This is a genomic window from Pseudomonas sp. DD1 (assembly GCF_044510355.1).
Taxonomy (GTDB): Bacteria; Pseudomonadota; Gammaproteobacteria; order Pseudomonadales; family Pseudomonadaceae; genus Aquipseudomonas; species Aquipseudomonas shahriarae.
The window spans coordinates 185,249-208,595 of sequence record NZ_MSAJ01000001.1 but is presented as its reverse complement, the minus strand read 5'-3'; the positions used below and the strand labels follow the sequence as shown (position 1 = coordinate 208,595).

General features: G+C 60.5%; 24 protein-coding genes. 12 read left to right on the top strand and 12 right to left on the bottom strand.

The annotated features are described in order from the left end of the window. Window positions 1-26: 26 nt before the first annotated feature. Window positions 27-1,568 (bottom strand): catalase, encoded by a 1,542-nt coding sequence (locus tag PSFL_RS01070; RefSeq protein WP_120734177.1) that lies wholly within the window; start codon window positions 1,566-1,568, stop codon window positions 27-29. Window positions 1,569-1,855: 287 nt separating this feature from the next. Here PSFL_RS01070 and mscL point away from each other — a divergent pair, with 287 nt between their 5' ends. Next, window positions 1,856-2,272: a large-conductance mechanosensitive channel protein MscL gene (mscL, locus tag PSFL_RS01065; protein WP_057441140.1), complete on the top strand. Its 417-nt coding sequence runs from the start codon at window positions 1,856-1,858 to the stop codon at window positions 2,270-2,272. 56 nt (window positions 2,273-2,328) lie between these two features. On the opposite strand, the gene PSFL_RS01060 is transcribed toward mscL, so the two are convergent. Next, window positions 2,329-3,105 (bottom strand): ferredoxin--NADP reductase, encoded by a 777-nt coding sequence (locus tag PSFL_RS01060; protein WP_057441142.1) that lies wholly within the window; start codon window positions 3,103-3,105, stop codon window positions 2,329-2,331. 456 nt (window positions 3,106-3,561) lie between these two features. Between PSFL_RS01060 and PSFL_RS01055 the strand changes: the two genes are divergently transcribed. Beyond that, window positions 3,562-4,272 (top strand): LuxR family transcriptional regulator, encoded by a 711-nt coding sequence (locus tag PSFL_RS01055; RefSeq protein WP_057441143.1) that lies wholly within the window; start codon window positions 3,562-3,564, stop codon window positions 4,270-4,272. Window positions 4,273-4,448: 176 nt separating this feature from the next. Beyond that, entirely contained in the window at window positions 4,449-5,573 is a 1,125-nt protein-coding gene (locus PSFL_RS01050; RefSeq protein ID WP_397469564.1) for a methyltransferase, read from the top strand. A gap of 50 nt (window positions 5,574-5,623) precedes the next feature. Here the strand turns inward: PSFL_RS01050 and PSFL_RS01045 are convergent, their stop codons facing one another. Genes PSFL_RS01045 through PSFL_RS01035 form a run of 3 tightly spaced genes read right to left on the bottom strand, consistent with a single transcriptional unit; the run spans window position 5,624 to window position 8,254 of the window. Continuing rightward, window positions 5,624-5,791 carry a DUF2474 domain-containing protein gene (locus tag PSFL_RS01045; protein WP_081044180.1) on the bottom strand — a complete coding sequence of 56 codons (168 nt, stop codon included), beginning with the start codon at window positions 5,789-5,791 and terminating at the stop codon, window positions 5,624-5,626. A gap of 12 nt (window positions 5,792-5,803) precedes the next feature. Continuing rightward, window positions 5,804-6,811, bottom strand: coding sequence for a cytochrome d ubiquinol oxidase subunit II (gene cydB, locus PSFL_RS01040; protein ID WP_057958376.1), 1,008 nt, complete (start codon window positions 6,809-6,811; stop codon window positions 5,804-5,806). Between the two features lie 3 nt (window positions 6,812-6,814). Next, window positions 6,815-8,254, bottom strand: coding sequence for a cytochrome ubiquinol oxidase subunit I (locus tag PSFL_RS01035; protein WP_252117451.1), 1,440 nt, complete (start codon window positions 8,252-8,254; stop codon window positions 6,815-6,817). A gap of 343 nt (window positions 8,255-8,597) precedes the next feature. Here PSFL_RS01035 and PSFL_RS01030 point away from each other — a divergent pair, with 343 nt between their 5' ends. Next, window positions 8,598-9,830, top strand: a complete 1,233-nt coding sequence (locus PSFL_RS01030) for an MFS transporter (protein ID WP_120734178.1) — start codon at window positions 8,598-8,600, stop codon at window positions 9,828-9,830. 14 nt (window positions 9,831-9,844) lie between these two features. On the opposite strand, the gene PSFL_RS01025 is transcribed toward PSFL_RS01030, so the two are convergent. Next, complete coding sequence (locus tag PSFL_RS01025) at window positions 9,845-10,291, bottom strand: DUF4879 domain-containing protein (protein WP_397469563.1); 447 nt, start codon at window positions 10,289-10,291, stop codon at window positions 9,845-9,847. A gap of 211 nt (window positions 10,292-10,502) precedes the next feature. On the opposite strand from PSFL_RS01025, the gene PSFL_RS01020 reads away from it, so the two are divergent. Together PSFL_RS01020 and trmA are read left to right on the top strand one after the other, a co-directional pair. After that, window positions 10,503-11,798 carry an NCS2 family permease gene (locus tag PSFL_RS01020; RefSeq protein ID WP_032861840.1) on the top strand — a complete coding sequence of 432 codons (1,296 nt, stop codon included), beginning with the start codon at window positions 10,503-10,505 and terminating at the stop codon, window positions 11,796-11,798. After that, entirely contained in the window at window positions 11,795-12,874 is a 1,080-nt protein-coding gene (gene trmA / locus PSFL_RS01015; RefSeq protein WP_170044027.1) for a tRNA (uridine(54)-C5)-methyltransferase TrmA, read from the top strand. Before PSFL_RS01020 ends, trmA begins: the two co-directional genes overlap by 4 nt. Window positions 12,875-12,953: 79 nt before the next feature. On the opposite strand, the gene PSFL_RS01010 is transcribed toward trmA, so the two are convergent. The 3 genes from PSFL_RS01010 to PSFL_RS01000 all read right to left on the bottom strand — a co-directional run bounded on the left by PSFL_RS01010 (window position 12,954) and on the right by PSFL_RS01000 (window position 14,061). Next, window positions 12,954-13,391: a DUF2442 domain-containing protein gene (locus PSFL_RS01010; RefSeq protein WP_397469562.1), complete on the bottom strand. Its 438-nt coding sequence runs from the start codon at window positions 13,389-13,391 to the stop codon at window positions 12,954-12,956. Beyond that, entirely contained in the window at window positions 13,388-13,816 is a 429-nt protein-coding gene (locus PSFL_RS01005; protein ID WP_120734180.1) for a DUF4160 domain-containing protein, read from the bottom strand. The genes PSFL_RS01010 and PSFL_RS01005 overlap by 4 nt, the downstream gene beginning before the upstream one ends. A gap of 89 nt (window positions 13,817-13,905) precedes the next feature. Then, the gene (locus PSFL_RS01000) at window positions 13,906-14,061 is read right to left on the bottom strand and encodes a hypothetical protein (protein WP_162947772.1); all 156 of its coding nucleotides are present in this window, start codon (window positions 14,059-14,061) and stop codon (window positions 13,906-13,908) included. Between the two features lie 280 nt (window positions 14,062-14,341). Between PSFL_RS01000 and aroQ the strand changes: the two genes are divergently transcribed. Further along, a complete protein-coding gene (gene aroQ / locus PSFL_RS00995) occupies window positions 14,342-14,779 on the top strand; it encodes a type II 3-dehydroquinate dehydratase (protein ID WP_397469561.1) in 438 nt (145 codons plus the stop codon). After that, window positions 14,776-15,630, top strand: coding sequence for a shikimate dehydrogenase (locus tag PSFL_RS00990; RefSeq protein WP_397469560.1), 855 nt, complete (start codon window positions 14,776-14,778; stop codon window positions 15,628-15,630). Before aroQ ends, PSFL_RS00990 begins: the two co-directional genes overlap by 4 nt. A 55-nt stretch (window positions 15,631-15,685) precedes the next feature. Here the strand turns inward: PSFL_RS00990 and PSFL_RS00985 are convergent, their stop codons facing one another. Next, on the bottom strand, window positions 15,686-16,351 hold the full coding sequence (locus tag PSFL_RS00985; protein WP_057444392.1) for a TetR/AcrR family transcriptional regulator: 666 nt from the start codon (window positions 16,349-16,351) through the stop codon (window positions 15,686-15,688). A gap of 71 nt (window positions 16,352-16,422) precedes the next feature. After that, window positions 16,423-18,318, bottom strand: a complete 1,896-nt coding sequence (gene quiC / locus PSFL_RS00980; RefSeq protein ID WP_397469559.1) for a 3-dehydroshikimate dehydratase QuiC — start codon at window positions 18,316-18,318, stop codon at window positions 16,423-16,425. 255 nt (window positions 18,319-18,573) lie between these two features. On the opposite strand from quiC, the gene PSFL_RS00975 reads away from it, so the two are divergent. Beyond that, complete coding sequence (locus PSFL_RS00975; protein ID WP_057441156.1) at window positions 18,574-19,908, top strand: MFS transporter; 1,335 nt, start codon at window positions 18,574-18,576, stop codon at window positions 19,906-19,908. Between the two features lies 1 nt (window position 19,909). Here the strand turns inward: PSFL_RS00975 and PSFL_RS00970 are convergent, their stop codons facing one another. Continuing rightward, window positions 19,910-20,788 (bottom strand): DMT family transporter, encoded by an 879-nt coding sequence (locus PSFL_RS00970; protein ID WP_057441158.1) that lies wholly within the window; start codon window positions 20,786-20,788, stop codon window positions 19,910-19,912. Window positions 20,789-20,983: 195 nt separating this feature from the next. Here PSFL_RS00970 and PSFL_RS00965 point away from each other — a divergent pair, with 195 nt between their 5' ends. Genes PSFL_RS00965 through PSFL_RS00955 form a run of 3 tightly spaced genes read left to right on the top strand, consistent with a single transcriptional unit; the run spans window position 20,984 to window position 23,318 of the window. Beyond that, window positions 20,984-21,397, top strand: a complete 414-nt coding sequence (locus tag PSFL_RS00965; RefSeq protein WP_057441161.1) for a hypothetical protein — start codon at window positions 20,984-20,986, stop codon at window positions 21,395-21,397. 52 nt (window positions 21,398-21,449) lie between these two features. Beyond that, entirely contained in the window at window positions 21,450-22,340 is an 891-nt protein-coding gene (locus PSFL_RS00960) for a neutral zinc metallopeptidase (RefSeq protein WP_397469558.1), read from the top strand. Continuing rightward, window positions 22,341-23,318: an alpha/beta hydrolase gene (locus PSFL_RS00955; protein WP_397469557.1), complete on the top strand. Its 978-nt coding sequence runs from the start codon at window positions 22,341-22,343 to the stop codon at window positions 23,316-23,318. Window positions 23,319-23,347 lie beyond the last annotated feature (29 nt).

Below are 23,347 nucleotides of genomic sequence, written 5' to 3'. Positions count from 1 at the left end.
AAGCTCGTTCCTACAGGAGGGGTGGATTAGTCGGTCAGCTTTTCAGCCAGTGCCTTGACCCGCGCCAGATCGCCCTTGGCCACTTTGGCCACGCCCGTGCCGTACTCCGGGTCGGCCTTGTAGAGGAATGACAGGATGATGTGCTTGCTGACGTCATCCGTGGTTGCCAGGGAGCCACCGAAGTTTTCGATCAAGTCCTGGCGCTCTTTCTTGCTGTAGGACCGATACAAGTCGCCCGCCTGCTTGAAGTTCTGCTCGCGCTGGATTTTCGCCTGCTGGGTGCTGCCGGCCAGGGGCATCTGACTGTAACGCGCACTTTGCGGCTCTTCCCGAGGCATCAGGCGGCTTGGCTGGTAGTTCACGCCCGTGCTGGTCTTGCCAAAGTTCATCGCACCATCCTGGTTGCCGTTATTGACGGTGACCCGTGGAGCGTTGATCGGCAGTTGCAGGGCATTGGCGCCCAGACGGTACATTTGCGTATCGGCATAGGAGAACACCCGACCTTGTAACAAGCGGTCCTCCGACGGTTCGATACCTGGTACCAGGTTGGCCGGGGCCATGGCCACTTGCTCGGTTTCCTGGAAGACATTGGCCGGATTGCGGTTCAGCACCATTTGCCCGACTTTGCGCTCGGGAACATCGGGCCAGATCTTGGTGGCATCCAGGGGGTCGAAATCAAACTTGGCCAGTTCTTCAGGCTTGAGCACTTGCACATACAGGTCCCACTTGGGGAAGTCGCCCTTGTTGATGTGAGTAACCAAGTCGTTGGTCATATGGCTGTAATCACGCCCTTGCACTTGCACGACCTCCTTGGGGTCCAGGTTCTTGATGCCTTGCAGGCTCTTCCAGTGAAACTTGACGTAGTGCACTTCACCCTTGGCATTGATCAACTTGTAGGCATGTACGCCATTGCCGTCCATCTCCCGGTAACTGGCCGGTGTACCGGAGTCCGAGTACAACTCGGTGAGTGTGCGGGTGGACTCTGGAACATGGGAGAAGAAGTCGAAACGACGGGAGTCGTCATCCAGGTTAGTGCGCGGGTCGGGCTTGAAGGCATGCACCATGTCCGGGAACTTGATGGCATCGCGGATAAAGAACGTCGGGAAGTTGTTGCCGACCAGGTCCCAGTTACCTTCGGCGGTATAGAACTTGGTGGCGAAGCCGCGCGGGTCGCGCAGGGTTTCCGGGGAGTGGTTGCCGTGGACGACGGCAGAGAAACGCACAAACACCGGCGTGGCCTCACCGGCGGCAAACACTTTGGCCTTGGTCAGGTCGCTGAGGTTGTCGGTGACGGTGAAGGTGCCGTGGGCGCCGGTGCCGCGGGCATGCACCACGCGCTCGGGGATACGCTCACGATCAAAACGCTGCAGTTTCTGGATCAGTTGCACATCCTGCAGCAAGACCGGGCCGTTTGCGCCGGCGGTCTGCGAGTTCTGGTTATCACCCACCGCTGCACCATTATCGCGGGTCAGGTTGGCGGCACTGACGGCTAACGACAACAGGCTGGTACTGGCAATCAAAAGCACATTGCGCGCAGCAATAGACCTGCGACTAATAAGGTTTTTCATCATGCAATCCTCTGGTTTTTTTAATGCACTTTTATGGGTGCTTGCCAGAGGCTAGTGATGCTGACGCCAGAAGATAAATAGAAAACCCACACCATCACGATTAAAAAAATAGTGTGGTAAGGCCCTGAAATAACGGGTATTTCGCGCGCGACTGATGGCACTTTGCAAACTATTTGCGTTTTAATGTGTCGATTACAACGAACAGTGTTAACCGTTGTGTCGAGCAAGCTCTTGCAGACTGATTTACACTGAGTTCCTCTCCTCTCAACTGTAACAAGGAATAACCTATGGGCGTGATCAGTGAGTTCAAGGCCTTCGCGGTCAAAGGTAATGTGGTCGACATGGCGGTCGGTATTATCATCGGCGCCGCCTTCGGCAAAATTGTTTCGTCCTTTGTAGGCGACGTGGTGATGCCGCCTATCGGTCTGCTGATCGGCGGTGTGGACTTCGGTGATCTGGCAGTAACGCTCAAGGCGGCCCAGGGCGATATTCCGGCGGTGGTCCTGGCCTACGGCAAATTCATCCAGAGCATCATCGACTTCGTGATCGTCGCGTTCGCGATCTTCATGGGCGTCAAGGCCATCAACCGCCTCAAGCGTGAAGAAGCGGCTGCGCCAAGCCTGCCACCGGTGCCCACCAAGGAAGAGGAATTGCTGGGGGAGATCCGCGATCTGCTCAAGGCCCAGAACAACAAGCCGCTGTAGCCGATCCGCAATACCTGTCAGCTACTAAAAAGGCGCCTCTCACCGGGCGCCTTTTTTTACCAGTAGTTTTCTACCGCCACCTGCCCTGGCCGACGCGTCAGGCTTAACTGCATATCGCGTTGCTTGAGCAATTGCCGGGTGTCATCAATCATCTGCGGGTTACCGCAAATCATCACCCGCGAATGTTCCGGTGTCAGCGCCACGCCCGCCGCGCGTTCCAATTCGCCATTTTCGATCAGGGTGGTGATACGCCCATTCAATGCCCCTGGGTGCTGCTCCCGGGTGACGATGGGCAGGTAGGTGAGTTTATGGGCGTGTTCGCTCAGGTACTCACGCTCAGCCAGTTCCTTGATAAGGGTCTGGTAAGCCAGCTCCCTGGCTTCCCTGGCGCTATAGACCAGGATAATCCGCTCGAATTTTTCCCAGACTTCAAAGTCCTGCAGGATCGACAGAAACGGCGCAATCCCGGTGCCCGTGCCCAGCAGCCACAAGTCGCGGCCATCGACAAAGCGGTTCAGGGTCAAGAAACCCGTGGCCTGTCGCTCCACCAGCAGCTCATCACCCACCCGCAGGCGGCTCAACTCACTGGTGAACTCACCGCCCGGCACCACAATCGAGAAAAACTCGAGGAACTCGTCGAAGGGCGACGACACCACCGAATACGCACGCCACACCAGGCTTCCATCGGGCTTGGTCACACCCAGGCGCACAAACTGCCCGGCGACAAAGCGAAAACCCGCGTCGCGAGTGGTCCGCAGGGTAAACAGGCTGGGGGTCAACGACTGCACATCAAGCAAGGTCTGGCGTGTGAATTTTTCCGCACTGGCCGTCATGGGGGGCTCCGGTCTACAGGTAACCCCTAGTGTGGCCCAAAGCGGAGCCTGGAAACACCGCTGGTTTGTAGTGACATCCATCCAGGTGATTTATCCGCGCAGAAAAGCCGAACGCCCTACGCTTGAATATGAAAAAACAGAGCAATAGCAATATGATTTCAACTAAAAACATTTAGCTATTACCTTCTCCCCACAGGCGCTGCTTCCCACTAACAATCATCGGTGCCACGCCACCAGGCTTTTCGGCAAGCCAATGAAAAATAAGTATTAAATCTGAATCACGGCCACCACCCGCCACGTCTTACAAGGCGCGAGGAAGATTATTAACAATAAGAAACGCCCTGCTAAGTGCGAAAATTCCCACCCCAGTTTTGCATGCTGTCCTACACTCGATTCGGTGACGCTATGAGGACGTGCGTCGCAAACAATCAGCGTGAAACTCAGGGAGTGTTACCGATGGTCAACTGGCGAAACACACGATTACCCAAACTTGAAGGTGAAGATGAGGTAACGACGATGTTTGAAGCCGCTCTGAACATTACCTATGAGCTAGGTTTTGAATATTGCGGTTTTATCATGGGCTCCAATGCTCTCTACCGCCCTAACAGAAGTATCCATCTCAACAACTATCCGGATGAATGGAACAAAATCTACAAAACAGAAAACTACTTTGAAATCGACCCTTTGGTTGTTCACTGTAAGCGCGATGTGCTGCCGCTTGTATGGGAAGAGAAAACCTTTTCCGCAGTACCTGACATGTGGGCTCACGTACAAGCCCAAGGCCTGAATTTCGGCTGGGCCCAGTCGGTGCACGATTTCCGGGGCTTCTTCAGTATGATCAACCTGGGACGACGCAAGGGGCCGGTGCAGGCCCATGAGCTCTATGAAAAAGCGGGCCAGGTTCTGTGGATATGCCATGCCTTGCATGCCGTGGCGGCGCAAACCTACAGCCTGGGGCCGACTTTCCAGTGCCCCACCAAACTCACCAGCCGCGAGACAGAGATCCTGCAATGGTCGGCACTGGGCAAAACTGCGGCTGATATCGCCACAATTCTCTGCCTATCGGAACGTACCGTCGGTTTTCACATCAGCAGTGCGATGAGGAAGCTGGGGGTCAGCAATAAAATCGCCGCCGTGATCAGCGCCGTGAGAAACGGTCTTTTTTAAGCGCAACCGGCTCAAATCCTCTTGAAAACACCGAATGTAATCCCGGAGAAAAAAACGTAACATTTACGGCCAGTTCTGAGTGATGACGCCGCTCGTCAAAGCCCGCGTCGCAGTCCACTCAGAAGGTTCCTCGCATAGCCTGGAACACCCGTCGATTATCCAGAGTTTCCCCCGCCATGCCCCTGCTCGATAGCCCCTTCGCCCAACTCGACCTGATCCGCCAGCCCGAGCAGCCAAACGAACCGCTGCAAGCCTTCGATGCGGCTGACGAGTATCTGCTCGCCTACCTGGCCGAGCAGCAACCGGCCAGCAGCACGCGCGTGCTGGTGCTCAATGACAGCTTTGGCGCGCTGGCGGCCAGCCTTGAAGGGCAGATGCGTGTCACCACCAGTGGTGATTCGTTTCTAGGCACCCAGGCGTTGCAAAAAAACCTGGTGCGCAACCACAAGACCTTCGATGCCGTGTCGTTCGTGCCTGCCAGCCAAGTGCCGAGCGGGCCCTTCGACCGCGTGCTGATCCGGGTGCCGAAAACCCTGGCGCTGCTGGAAGAACAACTGATCCGCCTGCAAGGCCAACTGGCGCCCGGTGCCGAAGTGATCGCAGGCGCCATGGTCAAGCATCTGCCCCGCGCCGCCGGTGAACTGCTGGAGCGCTACATCGGGCCGATGCACGCGTCGCTGGCAGTGAAAAAGGCCCGGTTGCTGATTGCCACCCTGGCTGATCGGCCCCGGGTGGTCTCGCCCTACCCCACGCGTTATAGCCTGGACGCGCCGGCCATCGAGCTGCTCAACCACGCCAATGTGTTCTGCCGTGAAGGCCTGGACATCGGCACCCGTGCCTTTCTGCCGCACCTGCCCTCCAACCTGGGCAGCGCCCGCGTGGCGGACCTGGGTTGCGGCAATGGGGTCCTGGCCATCGCCAGTGCCCTGCAAAACCCCGAGGCGCAGTACACCTTGGTGGACGAATCCTATATGGCTGTGCAATCGGCCACCGAGAACTGGCGCGCGGCGCTGGGTGAGCGGCCAGTGACGATTCGCCCCGGCGACGGCCTGGCGGACCAGGAGCCGCAATCGTTGGACGTGGTGCTGTGCAACCCACCGTTCCACCAGCAACAGGTGGTGGGGGACTTCCTCGCCTGGCGCATGTTCCAGCAGGCCCGCGAGGCACTGGTGGTGGGCGGCGCCTTGTATATCGTCGGCAACCGTCACCTGGGTTATCACAGCAAGCTGGCGCGGCTGTTCCGTGGTGTGGAGCAGGTAGCGGCGACGCCCAAGTTCGTGATCCTCAAGGCACGCAAGTAAACCCAGGCAAAAAAAACCCTCCGTGAGGAGGGTCATAAAGGTGCGGGATGTCAGTGGGTGCTCAGGCCCGCGGCGTTCATGAACATGCGCATCAGGCTGGCCACCACGAACAGGGCCAGGACGCTGCCGGTCCAGATCATCGCCAGCCAGCCCAGGCGCTGCCACAGCGGCTTTTTCTCGGCCTGTTCGATCTCGTCCAGTGAAGGTTTACCGGTCATGGTCCAAGCCTCCTAGTGATAGCCGTCTTCATGGGTCACCTTGCCGCGGAACACGTAGTAGCTCCAGAAGGTGTAACCCAGGATGAACGGGATGATGAACAGCGTGCCCACCAGCATAAAGCCCTGGCTCTGTGGCGGCGCGGCAGCCTCCCAGATCGAGACCGACGGCGGGATGATGTTCGGCCACAGGCTGATGCCCAGGCCGCTGTAGCCCAGGAAGATCAACACCAGCGTCAACAGGAACGGCGCGTAATGGGCATTGCGGGCCACCGCACGCACCAGCGCATACATGGTCACCAACACCAGGATCGGCACCGGCAGGAACCAGAACAGGTTCGGCAGGGTGAACCAGCGCGAGGCGATGTCCGGGTGGGCCAGGGGCGTCCAGATGCTGACAATGCCAATCACCGCCAACACCACGAACGCCAGGGGCCGCGCCAGGTTGTGCATCTGCTCCTGCAACTTGCCTTCGGTCTTCATGATCAGCCAGGTGCAGCCCAGCAGCGCATACGCCACGATCAGGGCCACGCCGCAGAACAGGGCAAACGGCGAGAGCCAGTCCAATGAGCCGCCGGCGAACTGGCGGTCAACCACCGGAATGCCTTCAATGAATGCCCCCAGTGCCACGCCCTGAAAGAAAGTCGCCGCCAGCGAGCCGCCGATAAACGCCTTGTCCCATAGGTGGCGTTTGTCATCCTTGGCCTTGAAACGGAACTCAAAAGCCACACCACGGAAGATCAGCCCGATCAGCATCAGGATCAGCGGCAGGTACAGCGCCGAGAGCACCACCGAGTAGGCCAGCGGGAACGCGCCGAACAACGCCGCGCCCCCCAGCACCAGCCAGGTCTCGTTGCCGTCCCACACCGGGGCGACGGTGTTCATCATTACGTCACGGTCGGTCTTGCCCGGGATAAACGGGAAGAGAATGCCGATCCCCAGGTCAAAACCGTCCATGACCACGTACATCATGATGCCGAAGATGATGATCACGGCCCAGATCAGCGGAAGATCAATACCCATGACTCAATTCCCCTTGTTCAGAGTGTCGCCGTGATCGGCGTCGCCGCTGTCATCGGCCGCCGACAATGGGCGCGCCGGGGTGCGTTGCTGCCCAGGGCCGCCGTGGGCCGGTTCGGTGCTGTCGTGGGTGACCGGGCCTTTGCGCACCAGGCGCATCATGTAGCCCAGGCCGGCACCGAACAGAGCGAAATACACCACCACAAACAGGGCCAGGGTGATGCTCATCTGCACAAAGCTGTGGTTGGAAGAGGCGTCCGCCGTGCGCATCAAGCCGTAGACCACCCAGGGCTGGCGCCCGATTTCGGTGGTGAACCAGCCGGCCAGGATCGCAATCAACCCCGACGGGCCCATCCACAGCGCCAGGTACAGGAACGGTTTGTTGGTGTACAGCCTGTCGCCCTTGCGCAGCCAGAGGCTGAACAGGCCGGTGAAAATCATCAACAGGCCCAGGCCGACCATGATGCGGAACGACCAGAATACGATGGTCGAGTTGGCGCGATCCTCAGGCGGGAACTCCTTGAGGGCCGGCACTTGCTTGTCCAGGGAGTGGGTAAGGATCAGGCTGCCCAGGTAGGGGATTTCCACTTTGTACTTGGTGCGCTCTTCCTTCATGTCCGGCCAGCCGAACAGGATCAGCGGGGTCGGCTCGTTACCGACGTTTTCCCAGTGCCCTTCAATCGCCGCAATTTTCGCCGGCTGGTGCTTGAGGGTGTTGAGGCCGTGGAAGTCACCGATCACCGCCTGGATCGGCGCAACGATCAAGGCCATCCACATCGCCATCGACAACATGGTGCGGATCGCCGGGTTGTCCTTGCCCCGCAGCAGGTGCCAGGCCGCCGAGGAGCCGACGAAGAACGCGGTGGCGACAAACGCTGCCGTGGCCATGTGGGCCAGGCGATAGGGGAACGAAGGGTTGAAAATCACCGCCATCCAGTCGGTTGGAATCACCTGACCATTGACGATTTCAAAACCTTGGGGGGTCTGCATCCAACTGTTGGAGGCGAGGATCCAGAAGGTCGAGATCAACGTACCGACGGCCACCATCACCGTGGCAAAGAAGTGCAGCTTGCGCCCGACCTTATTCCAGCCGAACAGCATCACCCCAAGAAAGCCGGCTTCGAGGAAAAACGCGGTGAGTACTTCATAGGTCAGCAAGGGCCCCGTGACGGAGCCGGCGAAGTCCGAGAAACGACTCCAGTTGGTACCGAACTGATAGGCCATGACCAGGCCCGAGACCACCCCCATGCCGAAGTTGACGGCAAAGATCTTCGACCAGAAATGGTAGAGGTCACGGTAGGTATCGTTGTGGGTCTTGAGCCACAGACCTTCCAGCACCGCAAGGTAACTGGCCAGGCCAATGGTGATGGCCGGGAACAGGATATGGAACGAGATGGTGAATGCGAATTGAATTCGGGCGAGATCTAGCGCCTCCAAACCGAACATAAGTCTTCCTCTGTCAGGTAATACCGGCTGCTGGCTGGGGGCCTGCACCCACTGCCCCCACGGATATGGAGTGTGGCGAATTGCAATTCGTTCTTTTTTTACCAACCACGTAGGGATTCTGGCCTGTTGGCCGCCACACCAGCGCTGCAATCAGCATTGATCTGGATCAAGCATCGATGAAAGAGTAGTCCCATTTTCCAGGTTGGACTGTGTGGTCTTTTGCCGCGTGACAGGTTGACTCAGCGAAATAGATGTCTTGCTAAGGATATTTCTTTTCCAGCAACTATTTGTTACAGCTTGATGCTAATCTCGGCGCTTCCCAGGTTCAGTCCAGTCCTTGCCGATGCCCAGTGAAACCCCGCTGCTGTTACGTCATCACCGCCCTTTCATCGCGTTCTGGCTGGCGCGGATTTTTACCGCCAGCGGCTTCCAGATGCTCACCGTGGCCATCGGCTGGAACCTCTACCAACTGACTGGCAATGTGCTGGACCTGGGGCTGGTGGGTCTGGTGGAATTTGTGCCGCGGGTGCTGTTTATGCTGCACACCGGGCATGTGGCGGACCGTTATGAACGGCGCAAAGTCGCTGCCATTTGCCAGACGTTGCAAGCATTGATTGCTCTGGCGCTGGTGATTGGCAGCCTGACGGACAATGTCACCCGCGAGATGATTTTTATCCTCGCCTTCCTGCTGGGCTCGGCCCGCTCCTTCGAAATGCCCACTACCCAGGCCCTGCTGCCGAGCATCGTGCCCAGCGCCCTGTTCCCTCGGGCAGTGGCGGCGGCGCAGTCGGCCCAGCAATCGGCAACCATCGTCGCGCCGGCCCTGGGCGGCCTGCTTTATGCCTTCGGCAGCGCCTGGGTGTATGGCCCGACGGTGCTGCTGTACCTGATTGCTTGCATGCTGACCCTCAACCTCCCCGCGCGGCAGACCCCGCTGAACAAGGGCAAGGCCACCCTCGACTCGCTGCTCGCCGGGATTCGTTTTATCCGCAGCCGGCCGGACATCCTCGGGGCAATTTCCCTGGACCTGTTTGCCGTGTTGTTGGGCGGCGCCACGGCGTTGCTGCCGGTGTTTGCCAAGGACATCCTGTTGACCGGCCCCTGGGGCCTGGGGCTGCTGCGCTCGGCGCCGGCAGTCGGCGCGCTGTTGATGTCATTGTGGCTGGCACGGTTTGCCGTGGACCGGCACGTGGGCCGGGTGATGTTTACCGCCGTCGGCGTGTTTGGCGTGGCGACCATTGCCTTTGGCCTGTCCACCTCGTTCTGGTTCTCCCTGGCGGTGCTGGTGGTGCTGGGGGCGGCGGACATGATCAGCATGGTGATCCGTGCCTCATTCGTACAGCTGGAAACCCCCGATGAAATGCGCGGGCGGGTCAGCGCGGTCAATGGGCTGTTTATTGGCGCGTCCAATCAGTTGGGCGAATTTGAGTCTGGCGTCACGGCCCACTGGCTGGGCACGGTACCCGCCGTGGTGCTGGGCGGGGTCGGGACGCTGGTGGTGACCGGGGTGTGGATCAAGCTGTTCCCGACCCTGGCCAATCGGGATCGCATGCATGTGCCGGCCGAAGCGCCCTGAACCTGCAGGAACCTTCACTGGATGCGTAACTGAGTCACCAGGGTATTGCGGGGCGCGTTGATCGACGTGTTGCTGTACTCGAACCAGCCTGCGGCGCGGATATCCACGTCAAATACATAGATGTAGCCCATCAATGTACCAGCGCCATTGCAGGCCTGGCTGACGGAGCCGACCTGGCAAATCGCCGTCTTTTGTCCTGCAAGCCGCGCCCGATCAAAGGTCGCGATGGAATTATTGCCCAGCCCCACTTCCATCACCGAGACCCGCGTCGCCCCACGGTGCTGGCACTGCCGGGTACGGTCGGCGCCCTCGGCGATGGACTCGCTGCAGCCCTGGGACTGCACCTGGAACACCCGCACTTCGCTCAAGGCCGGTGCAGGCGCGCCCCACGCCGGTGCCGCCGCCAGCCACAGGCCGAGACAGGCGAACGGAGCTAGACTCCACGCGATGGCTTTTTTCATGCTCTGGATGACCCTGGACTGAACGTCGACGGAGTATGCCTCAAGGCCACACTCAACAAAACCGAGGCCGGGCGCCACAGGTCGTCGACCTGCTGGTATGATGCGCCGCTTTTTCCGATCCTCTGTAGAAAACACGCGGCGCTTGGCGCAGTTTGTGCTTTGACTTTGAGGTCAACAAATCACGGCGCCGAATGCGCCACAGGGAGCAGGCATGCTGGAAAAGCTGTTTCAACTCAAGGCACACAACACTAACGTGCGTACCGAGATTCTGGCCGGTATCACGACATTCCTGGCCATGGCCTACATCCTGTTCGTCAACCCGAGCATTCTCGGCGAGACCGGCATGGACAAGGGCGCGCTGTTTGTCGCCACCTGCCTGGCAGCGGCCATCGGCTCGACGATCATGGGTCTGATCGCCAACTACCCGATTGCCCTGGCACCGGGCATGGGCCTGAACGCCTTCTTTACCTACACCGTGGTCCTGCACCTGGGCCATACCTGGCAGGTGGCGCTGGGTGCGGTATTTATCTCTGCCGTGCTGTTTTTCCTGCTGTCGATCTTCCGCATCCGCGAATGGATCATCAATGCCATCCCCCTGCCCCTGCGTTCGGCGATTGCTGCCGGTATCGGCCTGTTCCTGGCGCTGATCGCCCTGCATAACGCCGGGATCGTGGTCAGCAACCCGGCGACCATGCTGGGCATGGGCGACCTGGCGAAGCCGGCACCGATCCTCGCCACCCTGGGTTTCTTCCTGATCGTGGCCCTGGAAGCGCTAAAAGTGCGCGGTGCAGTACTGATCGGCATCCTCGCGGTGACCATCGCCGCCATCGCGCTGGGCGTCACCCCCTTTGGCGGCGTGGTATCAATGCCACCTTCCCTGGCCCCGACCTTCCTGCAACTGGATATCGCCGGCGCCCTGGACGTGGGCTTGATCAGCGTGATCTTCGCCTTCCTGTTCGTGGACCTGTTCGACAACTCCGGCACCCTGATCGGCGTTGCCAAGCGCGCCGGCCTGATGGGCAAGGACGGTCACATGCCGAAAATGGGCCGCGCCCTGATCGCCGACAGTACCGCGGCCATGGCCGGCTCGCTGCTGGGTACCTCGACCACCACCAGCTACATCGAGTCGGCTGCTGGCGTGAGTGCAGGTGGCCGCACCGGGCTGACCGCCATCGTCGTGGCAATCCTGTTCCTGCTGGCACTGTTCTTCTCGCCGCTGGCGGCCAGCGTCCCGGCGTTTGCCACCGCCCCCGCGCTGCTGTTTGTCGCGGTGCTGATGACCTCGGGCCTGGCGGAAATCGACTGGGACGACATCACCGTTGCAGCGCCCGTGGTAATCACCGCCCTGGCGATGCCCTTCACTTACTCCATCGCCAACGGCATCGCCTTCGGCTTCATCGCCTGGACCGGAATCAAGCTGCTTACGGGCCGCTACCGTGAACTCAACCCAGCGCTGGTGATCCTGTCGATTCTGTTCGTGATCAAGCTAGGCTGGTTCCCCGCATGACTTTTGACGCAGCAAGTTACGCCCTGCAACTGCAAGAAAAGGTCACGCGCTTGCGTGACCTGCTCGCGCCGTTCGACGCGCCCGAGCCGCAGGTGTTCGATTCGCCCCTGCAGAACTTCCGCCTGCGCGCCGAGTTTCGCCTGTGGCGCGAAGGGGGTCAGCGCCATTACGCGATGTTCTCCCAGGATGACAAGCGCACGCCGATCCTGATCGAAGAATTCCCCATCGCCAGCCTGCGCATCAACCAGTTGATGCCGCAACTCAAGGCCGCCTGGCAAGCCAGCGCTGCCCTGAGCCACAAACTGTTCCAGGTGGAGTTCCTCACCACCCTGGCCGGCGACGCGATGATCACGCTGTGCTATCACCGCCCGCTGGACGAGCATTGGCACACGGCGGCCAACAAACTGGCTGCCGACCTGAACGTCAGCATCATCGGCCGCTCCAAGGGCAAGCGCGATGTGATCGGCCACGACTACGTGGTCGAGAAACTCGATGTCGGCGGTCGCACCTTCAGCTATCGCCAGCCCGAAGGTGCCTTCACCCAGCCCAACGGCACGGTGAACCAGAAGATGCTCAACTGGGCCTACGGGGCCCTCGGCGATCGCAGCGATGACCTGCTGGAGCTGTATTGCGGCAACGGCAACTTCACCCTGCCCCTGGCCACCCGCGTGCGTAAAGTGCTGGCCACCGAGATCAGCAAGACCTCGGTCAACGCCGCCCTGAGCAACCTCGATGAAAACGCGGTGAATAACGTCACCCTGGTGCGCCTGTCCGCTGAAGAACTGACCCAAGCCCTGAACGAAGTGCGGCCGTTCCGACGCCTGCACGGTATCGACCTCAAGAGCTACGCGTTCGGCAGCGTCTTCGTCGACCCGCCCCGCGCAGGCATGGACCCGGACACCTGCGAATTGACCCGGCGCTTCGAGAACATCCTGTACATCTCCTGCAACCCGGAGACGCTGGCGGCGAACATCGCGCAACTGCACGACACGCACCGCATTACCCAGTGTGCAATGTTTGACCAGTTCCCGTGGACCCACCATATGGAATCAGGCGTGCTGCTGACCCGGCGCTAACCCTCGGCCCCGGCACACCTAGAAAAATGTGGGAGTGGGCTTGCCCGCTCCCACATAAGCCCACTCCCCCGGCTGTGCATCATTCCTCCTTGCGTGGCCGCCCGCCCTTCTTGCCATTGGCACGGGCGGCTGCGGACTTGGCGGCGCTGGTTTTACGGCCGTTGCGCGATGCCACCATGCTCGCCGCCAGGTCCATCAGGGGCTGACTCGTAGCGACCAGGCCAGTGATGGAAACATGCAGATCACGAGCTTCACAGCACAGTGCCTTGCCGCCAAAACCGACCTCCAGCGCCTGGAAGTCCTGCGCAGAAAAACCTTCGAATTCAGAGAGACCGGCCACCGGCAACAGGATGCGGCTGCCGTCGCCGAAGCCGATGGAAATGCAGTCGTCCTGGTAGCGCACGGAGCTGGCATTGGCGTACACCCGCTTGAGCTTGCGCCCACGGGCCATGGCCTTATCAACATCGGCCTCAGTGATCGGTGCATCAGGCCGAACTTTGGCTTTTACCGTTTTCATAACTCAATCTCCACGGATCCTGGCGCCCTCACCAGGTTCAAGATGGTTCGCCGCCCCGCCACATCGTGCCGGGCCCTGGCGATCACGTAGACACCTCGCCGGATGACCAACCCCGGCACGACCTCGTCGGCCTCCCAATCCCAGGAATGGTTCTCCAGGCAGACCGTTTGCAGCTTCTCCCACCAGATCCTTTGTGCCCGCGCCAGATAATGCGGCTGCATCAAGGTCTGACGAATGCCTTCCAGAATGCGAGTGGGTGGTCGCAGCCGCTCGGGATCCACATCCCACAACGCCACGTCCCCATCCAGGAAACTGAAGCGAAAACGCGCATCCCAGTCCTTGCCCATGACATGTACGTGCGGCGGGCAATGCTCATCCCTGAGCAACACTGCAATCACATATCCCTTGTAAGTGCCTACTTTCATCGTAACCCATCCGTTAGGTTATTTGTCGCCGACCAACGCTTTATCCAGCCCCAGCCGACAGCCGGCCTCTTCAAATTGCCAGAGCTGCCTCACAGGCTAGTAACGATTGGCACCGCTTCAAATGCCGGGTTGTAACCGCAGATGCCCAGGCGGTCGTCGTTGAAAAACAGCCCCTCCTTGAACACATTGACGCCCATCTCCCAATCCCGCGACTCTTCAGCCTTGGGATACGGGCTGGGAAACACCCGCTCTGTCGAGTTGCCGCCATGGGGGCGACCGGTCAGTGACCTGGCCCTTGAGCGCGGTGCTGCGGATCCCGGGGGATGTAAAGGAAACAGGCGGGCAGCTTAAATTTTGTCGAGAATGATCTTCAATTGATCATCAACTCTTGGACAGTCCCGACAGACTGCATTCACCGTTCGATAATCGAACGGTTATCTGCAGCACAGCGCTTGGCCAATTGACCAAATTAACCATTCAGTACATTTTGTCTCCATCCATAAAAACAACAGTGGAGACACCCCCATGCCGCCTATTGTGCTGGTCCTCAACGGCCCCAACCTGAACCTGCTCGGCAACCGCGAACCGGCCACCTATGGCCACGAGACCCTGGCTGACGTCGCCGCCCTATGCGGGCGTAGCGCCGAACAGTTCGGGCTGAAACTGGAGTTTCGCCAGACCAACCACGAAGGCGAGTTGCTGGACTGGATCCATGGCGCCCGCGCTCGTTGTGCGGGCATTGTGATCAACCCGGCGGCCTGGACCCATACCTCGGTGGCCATTCGCGACGCCCTGGTGGCCAGTGAACTGCCGGTGATCGAAGTGCATTTGTCCAACGTGCATGCCCGCGAACCGTTCCGTCATCACTCTTTCGTCTCGCCCATTGCCAAGGCCGTGCTCGCCGGGTTTGGCAGCCACGGTTATCACTTGGCCCTCGAGCATTTCAGCCGGGAGCTCAAATGAAGCCGCGCATTCTTGCCGGGCTGATCGGCGCCGGCATCCAGGCGTCCCGCACGCCGGCCCTGCATGAGCAGGAAGGCGATGCCCAGGGTCTGCTCTACTTGTATCGCCTGATCGACCTGGACCCGCTGCAACTGGACAGCAGCGCCCTGCCCGATCTGCTCAAGGCCGCCGAACAGATGAACTTCACCGGATTGAACATCACCTACCCATGCAAGCAAGCGATCCTGCCGTTGCTCGATGAGCTGTCGCCCGAAGCCCGGGGCATCGGCGCGGTCAACACCGTGGTCTGGCGCGATGGCAAGCGCATCGGTCACAACACCGACTGCCTGGGTTTTGCCGAAGGGTTTCGCCGTGGCCTGCATGACGCTGCGCGCCAGCGCGTGGTGCAGATGGGCGCCGGTGGCGCAGGCGCGGCGGTGGCCCACGCGCTGTTGGCCGAAGGTGTCGGCCAGTTGAGTATTTTCGATGTGGATCACGACCGCGCCCAAAGTCTGGCCGCCAACCTCAACCAACACTTTGGCCCTGACCGAGCGTGTGCCGGCAGCGACCTGGGTCACGCGATGGCGGCGGCTGATGGCCTGGTCAACACCACGCCTATGGGCATGGCCAAGCTACCGGGCATGCCCGTGCCAGCAGCATTGTTGCGCGCGGATTTGTGGGTCGCGGAAATCGTCTATTTCCCGCTGGAAACCGAGCTGCTACGCAACGCCCGGGCGCTGGGTTGCCGCACCCTGGATGGGGGGAATATGGCGGTGTTCCAGGCGGTGAAGGCGTTCGAGTTGTTCAGTGGTGAGAAAGCAGATGCACAAAGGATGCTCGCTCATTTCCAGAGCATGAATACTTCACTGTAGAAACCGGATCCTAATGTGGGAGCTGACTCGCCCCACATTGAGTTCGGTGGGGAAATCAGGCTTGCAGGTAACGCAGCACCGACTCGCAGATCATCGCCCGATGCCGCTGCTTGATTGCTTCATCCGACAATTCGATCTGAAAAATCTCACTGAAGGTATGCCGGTTGGATACCCGGTAAAAGCTGAACGAGTTGATCAGCAAATGCACATCCAGCGGCTCCAGCCCAGCGCGGAACACCCCCAGCTCCGCGCCCCGGCGCAAGGTCGCGCCCAGTGCTTCAAGGATATTGCTGTTCATCGCCTTGATCGCGTCCGACTGTTTCACATACTCGGCGTTGTGAATGTTCTCGATGCTGACAATCCGCACAAAATCCACATTCTGGTCGTGGTGGTCGAAGGTAAATTCCACCAGGCGCCGGATTGCTTCACGGGGTTCCAGTTCAGTGAGGTTCATCCGGGTTTCGGTGTTGCGGATATCCCCGTAGAGCTTTTCCAGGACCTCGACGTACAGCTGTTCCTTACTGCCGAAGTAGTAATAGATCATGCGCTTGGAGGTGTGGATGCGCTCAGCGATGGCGTCCACCCGCGCCCCCGAAAGCCCCTGCTGCACGAACTCGACAATGGCTTCTTGCAGAATGTTCTCGCGGGTCTTTTCCGGGTTGTTCTTGCGGCTCTTGCGCGGCGCCAGGGAGACGTCGGGCAGTTCGGAGGTCGGGGTCATGGTGCGCTCACGGCCATTTATGCAGGCCGTGATTATGGGCTGCCACGCCGTACGAAGGAAGCGTCAACGCCCTACAGCCTGGCCTGGCGCACTGCCCCACTGCGCGACTTGGCCATCGCCGCCAGGCGTACCGCCACATTCGCGGCGCCATAGCCGGCGTAACCGTTCTTGCGCTGGATAATCTCGAAGAAAAACCGCCCTTCAAAGGGTTCGGTGTACACGTGAAACAGCTCACCGCCCTGGGCATCACGGTCGTACAACACGTTGTAGTACGCCAGCTCGCTGAGGAACTGATCGTCGAAATCAAAACGCGCCGCCAGGTCATCGTAGTAATTGAGTGGGATATCCAGCAGCGGCACGCCCGCCTCCTTGGCCCGGCTGACCTCGGCGAAAATATCCGCGCAATCAAAAGCAATGTGATGCACGCCGGAGCCACGGTAGCTGGATAACGCGTGGGAAATCGCCGTGTTGCGGTTCTCGGAAATATTCAGCGGCAAGCGGATCGAACTGCAACGGCTGCGCAGCGCCCGGCTCTTGACCAGGCCGTAGGGGTCCGGCAACACCACCTCATCGTCGGCCTCGAAATCCAGCAGGCTCTTGTAGAACAGCACCCAACTGTCGAGGCTGTCGGCCGGCAGGGCCATGGCCATATGGTCGATGCGCAGCAGCCCGCCGCCGCCGGTGCTGGCGGCCTGCAGGTTGAAATCAGTGTGGTAGATCCCGCCGGCGTGCTGGTCCACCAGGTAGATCAGGCTGCCATCCGGCGCGCGTACCGCCGCCAGCTCCAGCTCATTGGGCCCGACCAGCCCGCGATAGGGTTGGCCCTTGTAGGCCACCGCCCGTTCCAGGGCCTTGGCGCTGTCCTTGACGCGAATCGCCGTGGCGCACAACGACGGGCCATGGGCCTCGAAAAAGTTGTGGGCAAAGGAGTACGGCTCGCAGTTGAGGATCAGGTTGATATCGCCCTGGCGCAGCAGGCTCACGCTCTTGGAACGGTGCTGCCCGGCCTTGACGAAGCCCAGGCGTTGCAGCCATTGGGTCAGGCGGGCGCCGAGGTTTTCATCCACCGCAAACTCGAGGAATTCGATGCCGTCGTACTCGCTGGCAGCCGGGGTCTCAAACAGGATATCCAGCGGCGTGGCCTGTTGCTGCAGGCGTTGGCGGGTCTTCTCTTCCAGGTACAGCAACGAGCGCAAACCATCCGCCGCGTTGGCCCGGGTGGGCGCGGCGCGAAAGCCATCGTTGAAAATCTCCAGGGACAGCGGCCCGGTGTAGCCACTCTGGATGATCGGCGCGAGAAAACCCGGCAGGTCGAACTCGCCCTGGCCGGGGAAGCAGCGAAAGTGCCGGCTCCACTCCAGCACGTCCATGGCCAGCAGCGGCGCGTCGGCCATTTGCACAAAGAAGATCTTGTCGCCAGGGATCTGGGCGATAGCCGTCGGATCGCCCTTGAGCGACAAGGTATGAAAACTGTCCAGTAACACCCCGAGGCTGGGGTGGTCAATCTCGCGCACCAGTTGCCAGACCTGTTGCCAGGTGTTGACGTGCCGGCCCCAGGCCAGGGCTTCATAGCCAACGCGCAAGCCACGGCGCCCGGCGTGTTCGGCCAACAGGCTGAGGTCATCGCGCAGGATCGAATGTTCACCCGTGGAGTCGGCAGAAGCATTGCTGCACACCAGCACCAGGTCGGTGCCCAGTTCCTGCATCAGGTCGAATTTGCGTTCGGCCCGTTCCAGGTTGCGCGCCAGGCGGTCGCGGCGACATCCTTCAAAATCACGAAACGGCTGGAACAACGTGATGGCAATGCCCAGATCGGCACACATCTGCCGCACTTCACGCGGGCTGCCGTCGTAATACAGCAAGTCGTTCTCGAAGATTTCCACCCCATCGAACCCGGCCGCAGCAATGGCTTCGAGCTTTTCCGGCAGGGTGCCGCTCAGGGAAACAGTGGCGATGGAACGTTGCATGGGGTGACTCCCGGCAATGAAGGGTGGTCTTGTTTGCGGCAAATTATTGGCCGCGCGCGATAAAGCAGCAATTCAAAATGTACCAATCAGTTAGTTTTTCGGGCGATTATCGAACACAATGGCGATTGGCGAATTGACGATTTTTTAGCCACTGCGCACCATCGAATGCGCATCCAGGGCCGCTTTTTTTAAGGCGCAAACCTGTGATCAAGACCCAGAACACACCATAAAAATTTCAAAAAACGGGTACCTCTCATGCCTTCGCAAAATTCCGCCGTGGCCCCGCGCCCCGGCAACCCGCAAGCGGCCATTGGCGACAAGATTCGCGGCGCCCTCGCCGTCGGCAAAACCCGCTGGGGCATGTTGGCCCTGGTGTTTTTCGCCACCACCTTGAACTACATCGACCGCGCCGCTCTGGGCGTGATGCAACCGATCCTGGCCAAAGAGATGAGCTGGACGGCGATGGACTACGCCAACATCAACTTCTGGTTCCAGGTCGGTTATGCCATTGGTTTTGTGCTGCAAGGCCGGCTGATCGACCGCGTCGGCGTCAAGCGTGTGTTCTTCTGCGCGGTGCTGCTGTGGAGCATCGCCACCGGCGCCCACGGCCTGGCGACTTCGGCGGTGGGCTTTATGGTCTGCCGCTTTATCCTTGGCCTGACCGAAGCGGCCAACTACCCCGCCTGCGTCAAGACCACCCGCCTGTGGTTCCCCGCCGGCGAGCGCGCCGTAGCTACCGGGATCTTCAACGCCGGCACCAACGTCGGCGCCATGCTCACGCCAATGCTGTTGCCACTGGTGCTGCATGTGTGGGGCTGGCAGGCTGCATTTTTATGCATGGCCGCCCTGGGTGGGATCTGGCTGGTGTTCTGGGGCCTGAAGTACTACAACCCCGAAGACCATCCGAGCGTAAAACAGTCGGAACTGGACTACGTGCAACAGGAAGTCGAGCCCGAACAGCCCCGCGTGCCCTTCAGCCGTATCCTGCGCATGCGTGGCACCTGGGCCTTCGCCATTGCCTACGCCCTGACCGCCCCGGTGTTCTGGTTCTACCTCTACTGGCTGCCGCCGTTTCTCAACCAGCAATACAGCCTGGGGATCAACGTGACCCAGATGGGCATCCCGCTGATCATCATTTACCTGACGGCAGACTTCGGCAGTGTGGGCGGCGGGATTCTGTCCTCGTTCCTGATCGGACGCGGCATGCAGCCGATCAAGGCGCGCCTGCTGTCGATGCTGCTGTTTGCCTGCTGCATCGTCGGCGTGATCATGGCCGCCGGCTCCAGCCAGCTGTGGGTCGCAGTGTTTGCCATCTCCCTGGCCATCGGCGCGCACCAGGCCTGGACCGCCAATATCTGGAGCCTGGTGATGGACTACACCCCCAAGCACATGATGAGCACGGTATTTGGCTTTGGCGGGATGTGCGCGGCGATCGGCGGGATGTTTATGACGCAGATCGTCGGCCATATCCTGACCGTGACCAATAACAACTACACCGTGCTGTTCACCCTGATCCCGGCGATGTACTTCATCGCCCTGACCTGGATGTACTTCATGGCGCCGCGCAAGATCCCCACCGTCGCGGTGTGACTCAACGCCGCCGCTGCTGCCAGGCAGCGGCCAAGCCACTCAGGCAGATCACCCCGATCCCGACCACCGTGGTCAGGTCCGGGGTGTGATTGAACACCAGCCAGCCCAACAGCCCCGCAAACACGATCTGGCAATAGCCGAACGGTGCGAGTAACGCCGGCGCGGCGAAGCGGAAGGCCTGGGTCAGCATCAAGTGCGCGGTCATCCCACAGGTGCCCAGTGCCAGCATCAACAGGCCATGGCCCAGGGTCGGTACCTGCCAGAAGAACGGCACCAGCGCGCTCATCACCAGGGTGTTGCACAGGCCGGCGAAGAAGTTGCTGGTGGTCGGGCTGTCGTACTGGCTGAGGATGCGGGTCAGCAGTTGGTAGAAACAGAAGAACAACGCCGAGACCAATGGCAACAACACCGCCGGGGTGAACAGCTCACCGCCCGGATGCACAATGATGATCACCCCGACAAACCCGCAGATCACCGCCAGCCACTGGCCCCGCGTCACATGCTCGCCCAGCAGCGGCACCGACAGGGCCGTCACCAGAATCGGCGCGAGGAAGTTCACTGCGGTGGCTTCGGCCAGCGGGATGTAATGCAGGGCAGCGGTAAAGAACAGGCTGGTGCCCAGCAGGCACAACGCCCTGGCCACCTGCAACAACGGGCGCTTGCTGCGCAGTACACGCAAGCCCGATTGCGGCAGGAAAATCCCCGCCATCAGCAGCGTATGCACCATGTACCGGGCCCACACCACCATCACGATGGGGTAAAAGCCGGCGAGGTATTTGGACAACGCGTCATGGCTGGAAAACAGAAACGTCGCCAGCACAATCAGCACGATGCCCTTGAAGGGATGGTTGACGCCGGAAAGAGGAGTGCTGAGGGTCATTGAATTCTCGTGCGTGACAGGCTGAAATGACCGCCGCAAGCAGTGGCACTCAACGCGCTAATCTAGAGCGGGTGGTGCATCGGTCTCAAGAGCATAACCAAACAGCGGGCGATCAGCGCACTAAATCGCCTAAACCCAGTCCAACGCTGCACGCCAGCCAGCCATTGCGCTTTTTTTAATCAAGGCCAATCCATTATGAAAAAAACACTGTTTATTCTCTCGACCCTTGCCCTGCTCAGTGCCTGCGATAAAACGCCCGAGCCGCCCAAGCCGGCGCCGCCTTCCGTACAAGCGACCCTGGTCCCGGAGACCCTGCCCACCGACAAATGGGTCGGCAAGTGGATCGGCGTCGAAGGCCTGCACCTGACCGTCAGCAAGGACGACAGCATCGGCCGCGGGCATTACCTGCTGAGCATGCAGTACGGCCTCGATGCCGACGCCTCCGGCACCTTCAAGGGCCAGGCCAGCGAAGACGGCATCACCTTCAACCGCCCGGACGGCCCGCAAATGCTGCGTGCCGGCGACGGCGCCGCCACCGGTTTGAAATGGCTGGCTGATAAAAAAGATTGCCTGGTGGTCAATACGGGCGAAGGGTATTGCCGCGAATAACGGCCATACTCAATCACGGCGCTAACAACACGATCATCAAGAGGATTGCCCCATGCTATGGAAAAAGGGTCGACGCAGCGACAACGTGGTCGACGCGCGCAATGACGGCGGCGGCGGTGGCGGCGGCATGCGTTTTGGGGGTGGCAAGGGCCTGAGCCTGACCGCCATTGTGCTGATCGTCGGCATCGGCCTGCTCACCGGCCAGGACCCGATGCAGATCCTCGGGCAACTGAGCGGCCAGATGACTGAACAGGCCCCTTCGGTCAGCCCGCAAACGCGCCAGGCGCCGCCCGCCAATGATGAGCAGGCGGATTTCGTGCGCGCCGTGCTGGGCGACACCGAAGACACCTTTGGCCAGGTGTTCCAGGAAAACGGCCTGACTTACAAGAACCCCAAGCTGATCCTGTTCCGTGGCCGGGTGAATTCCGCCTGCGGTGGCGCGACCTCCGCCAGCGGCCCGTTCTATTGCCCGGCCGACCAGCAGGTCTACCTGGACCTGGATTTCTTCCGCGAAATGTCCCAGCGCTTCCAGGCGGCCGGCGACTTTGCCCTGGCCTATGTGATCGCCCACGAAGTCGGCCACCACGTGCAAACCCTGCTAGGCATTTCCTCGAAAATCCAGGTCGCGCGCCAGCAAGGCCGGCAGATGCAGGGCGATGGTGGCCTGCTGGTCCGCCAGGAACTGCAAGCCGACTGTTTCGCCGGGGTCTGGGCCAACCGCGCGCAAAAGCGCCTGAACTGGCTGGAACCGGGCGATATCGAAGAAGCGCTGAACGCCGCCAACGCCATCGGCGACGACCGATTGCAGCAACAGGGCCAGGGCCGTGTGGTTCCCGACTCGTTCACCCACGGCACGTCGCAACAGCGGGTTCGCTGGTTCAAGACCGGGTTTGCCCAGGGCCAGATCAGCCAATGCGACACCTTTTCGGCCAAGAGTCTGTAAATGAGTAAACGAGCCGGATGGCTGCTGGGGTTGATGATCGGTTGCGCCACCACCCCCTTCGCCGCCGGGCAGGCGGTCAAGGTTGTCAGCCCCGAGCGTTTCTCCCTGCAAGCCGGCGACCTGAGCCTGGGCCTTAGCCAGGACTGGCGCCAGCCACTACCGCAGATCACTCGGGCGCTGATCATCGTGCATGGGCGCCTGCGCAACGCCCAGACCTACCTCAAAAGCGCCGAAGATGCCGCCGCCCACGCAGGGCAAGGCGCCAACACCCTGGTGATCGCACCGCAGTTTCTCAACGATGCCGATATCCTGCGCCATCACCTGGGCGACAGCGTACTGCGCTGGCACGGCAATGGATGGATGGCGGGCGATTCGTCAATCGGTCATGGCCAGATCAGTTCCTACGGCGCCCTGGACCAGATCATCAAGCACCTGGGCAACCGCCAACTGTTCCCGGCCCTCAAGGAAATAGTGGTCGCCGGGCATTCCGGTGGCGGCCAGGTGGTACAGCGCTTTGCCCTGACCGGCCATGATCACCCGGCCCTGCAAGCCGCCGGCATCAGCCTGCGCTATGTGATCGCCAACCCATCGTCCTACGCCTACTTCAGCCCGCAGCGCCCGGTGCAGTTAGCGCCGGGCAGTTGCCCGCAGTTCAATGACTGGAAGTACGGCATGCAAAAACTGCCGGCCTACGCAAACGGCCAAAGCCCCCAGCAACTGGAAAAAGCCTACGCCGCGCGGGATATCACCTACCTGCTGGGCCAGCAGGACACCGACCCCAACCACCCGGCCCTGGACAAGAGCTGCGCGGCCGAGACCCAAGGCGCGTATCGGCTGATTCGCGGGCACAACTACTTTGACTACCTCAAGCAGCGGCATCCGCAGTTGAGCCAGAGGTTGATTGAAGTGCCTGGGATTGGGCATGACGGCGACAAGATGTTTACCTCGCCGCTGGGGCAGAAGGCCTTGTTCCACTAATCCCCCAGGGAAAACCCAAGCCAGCTCCT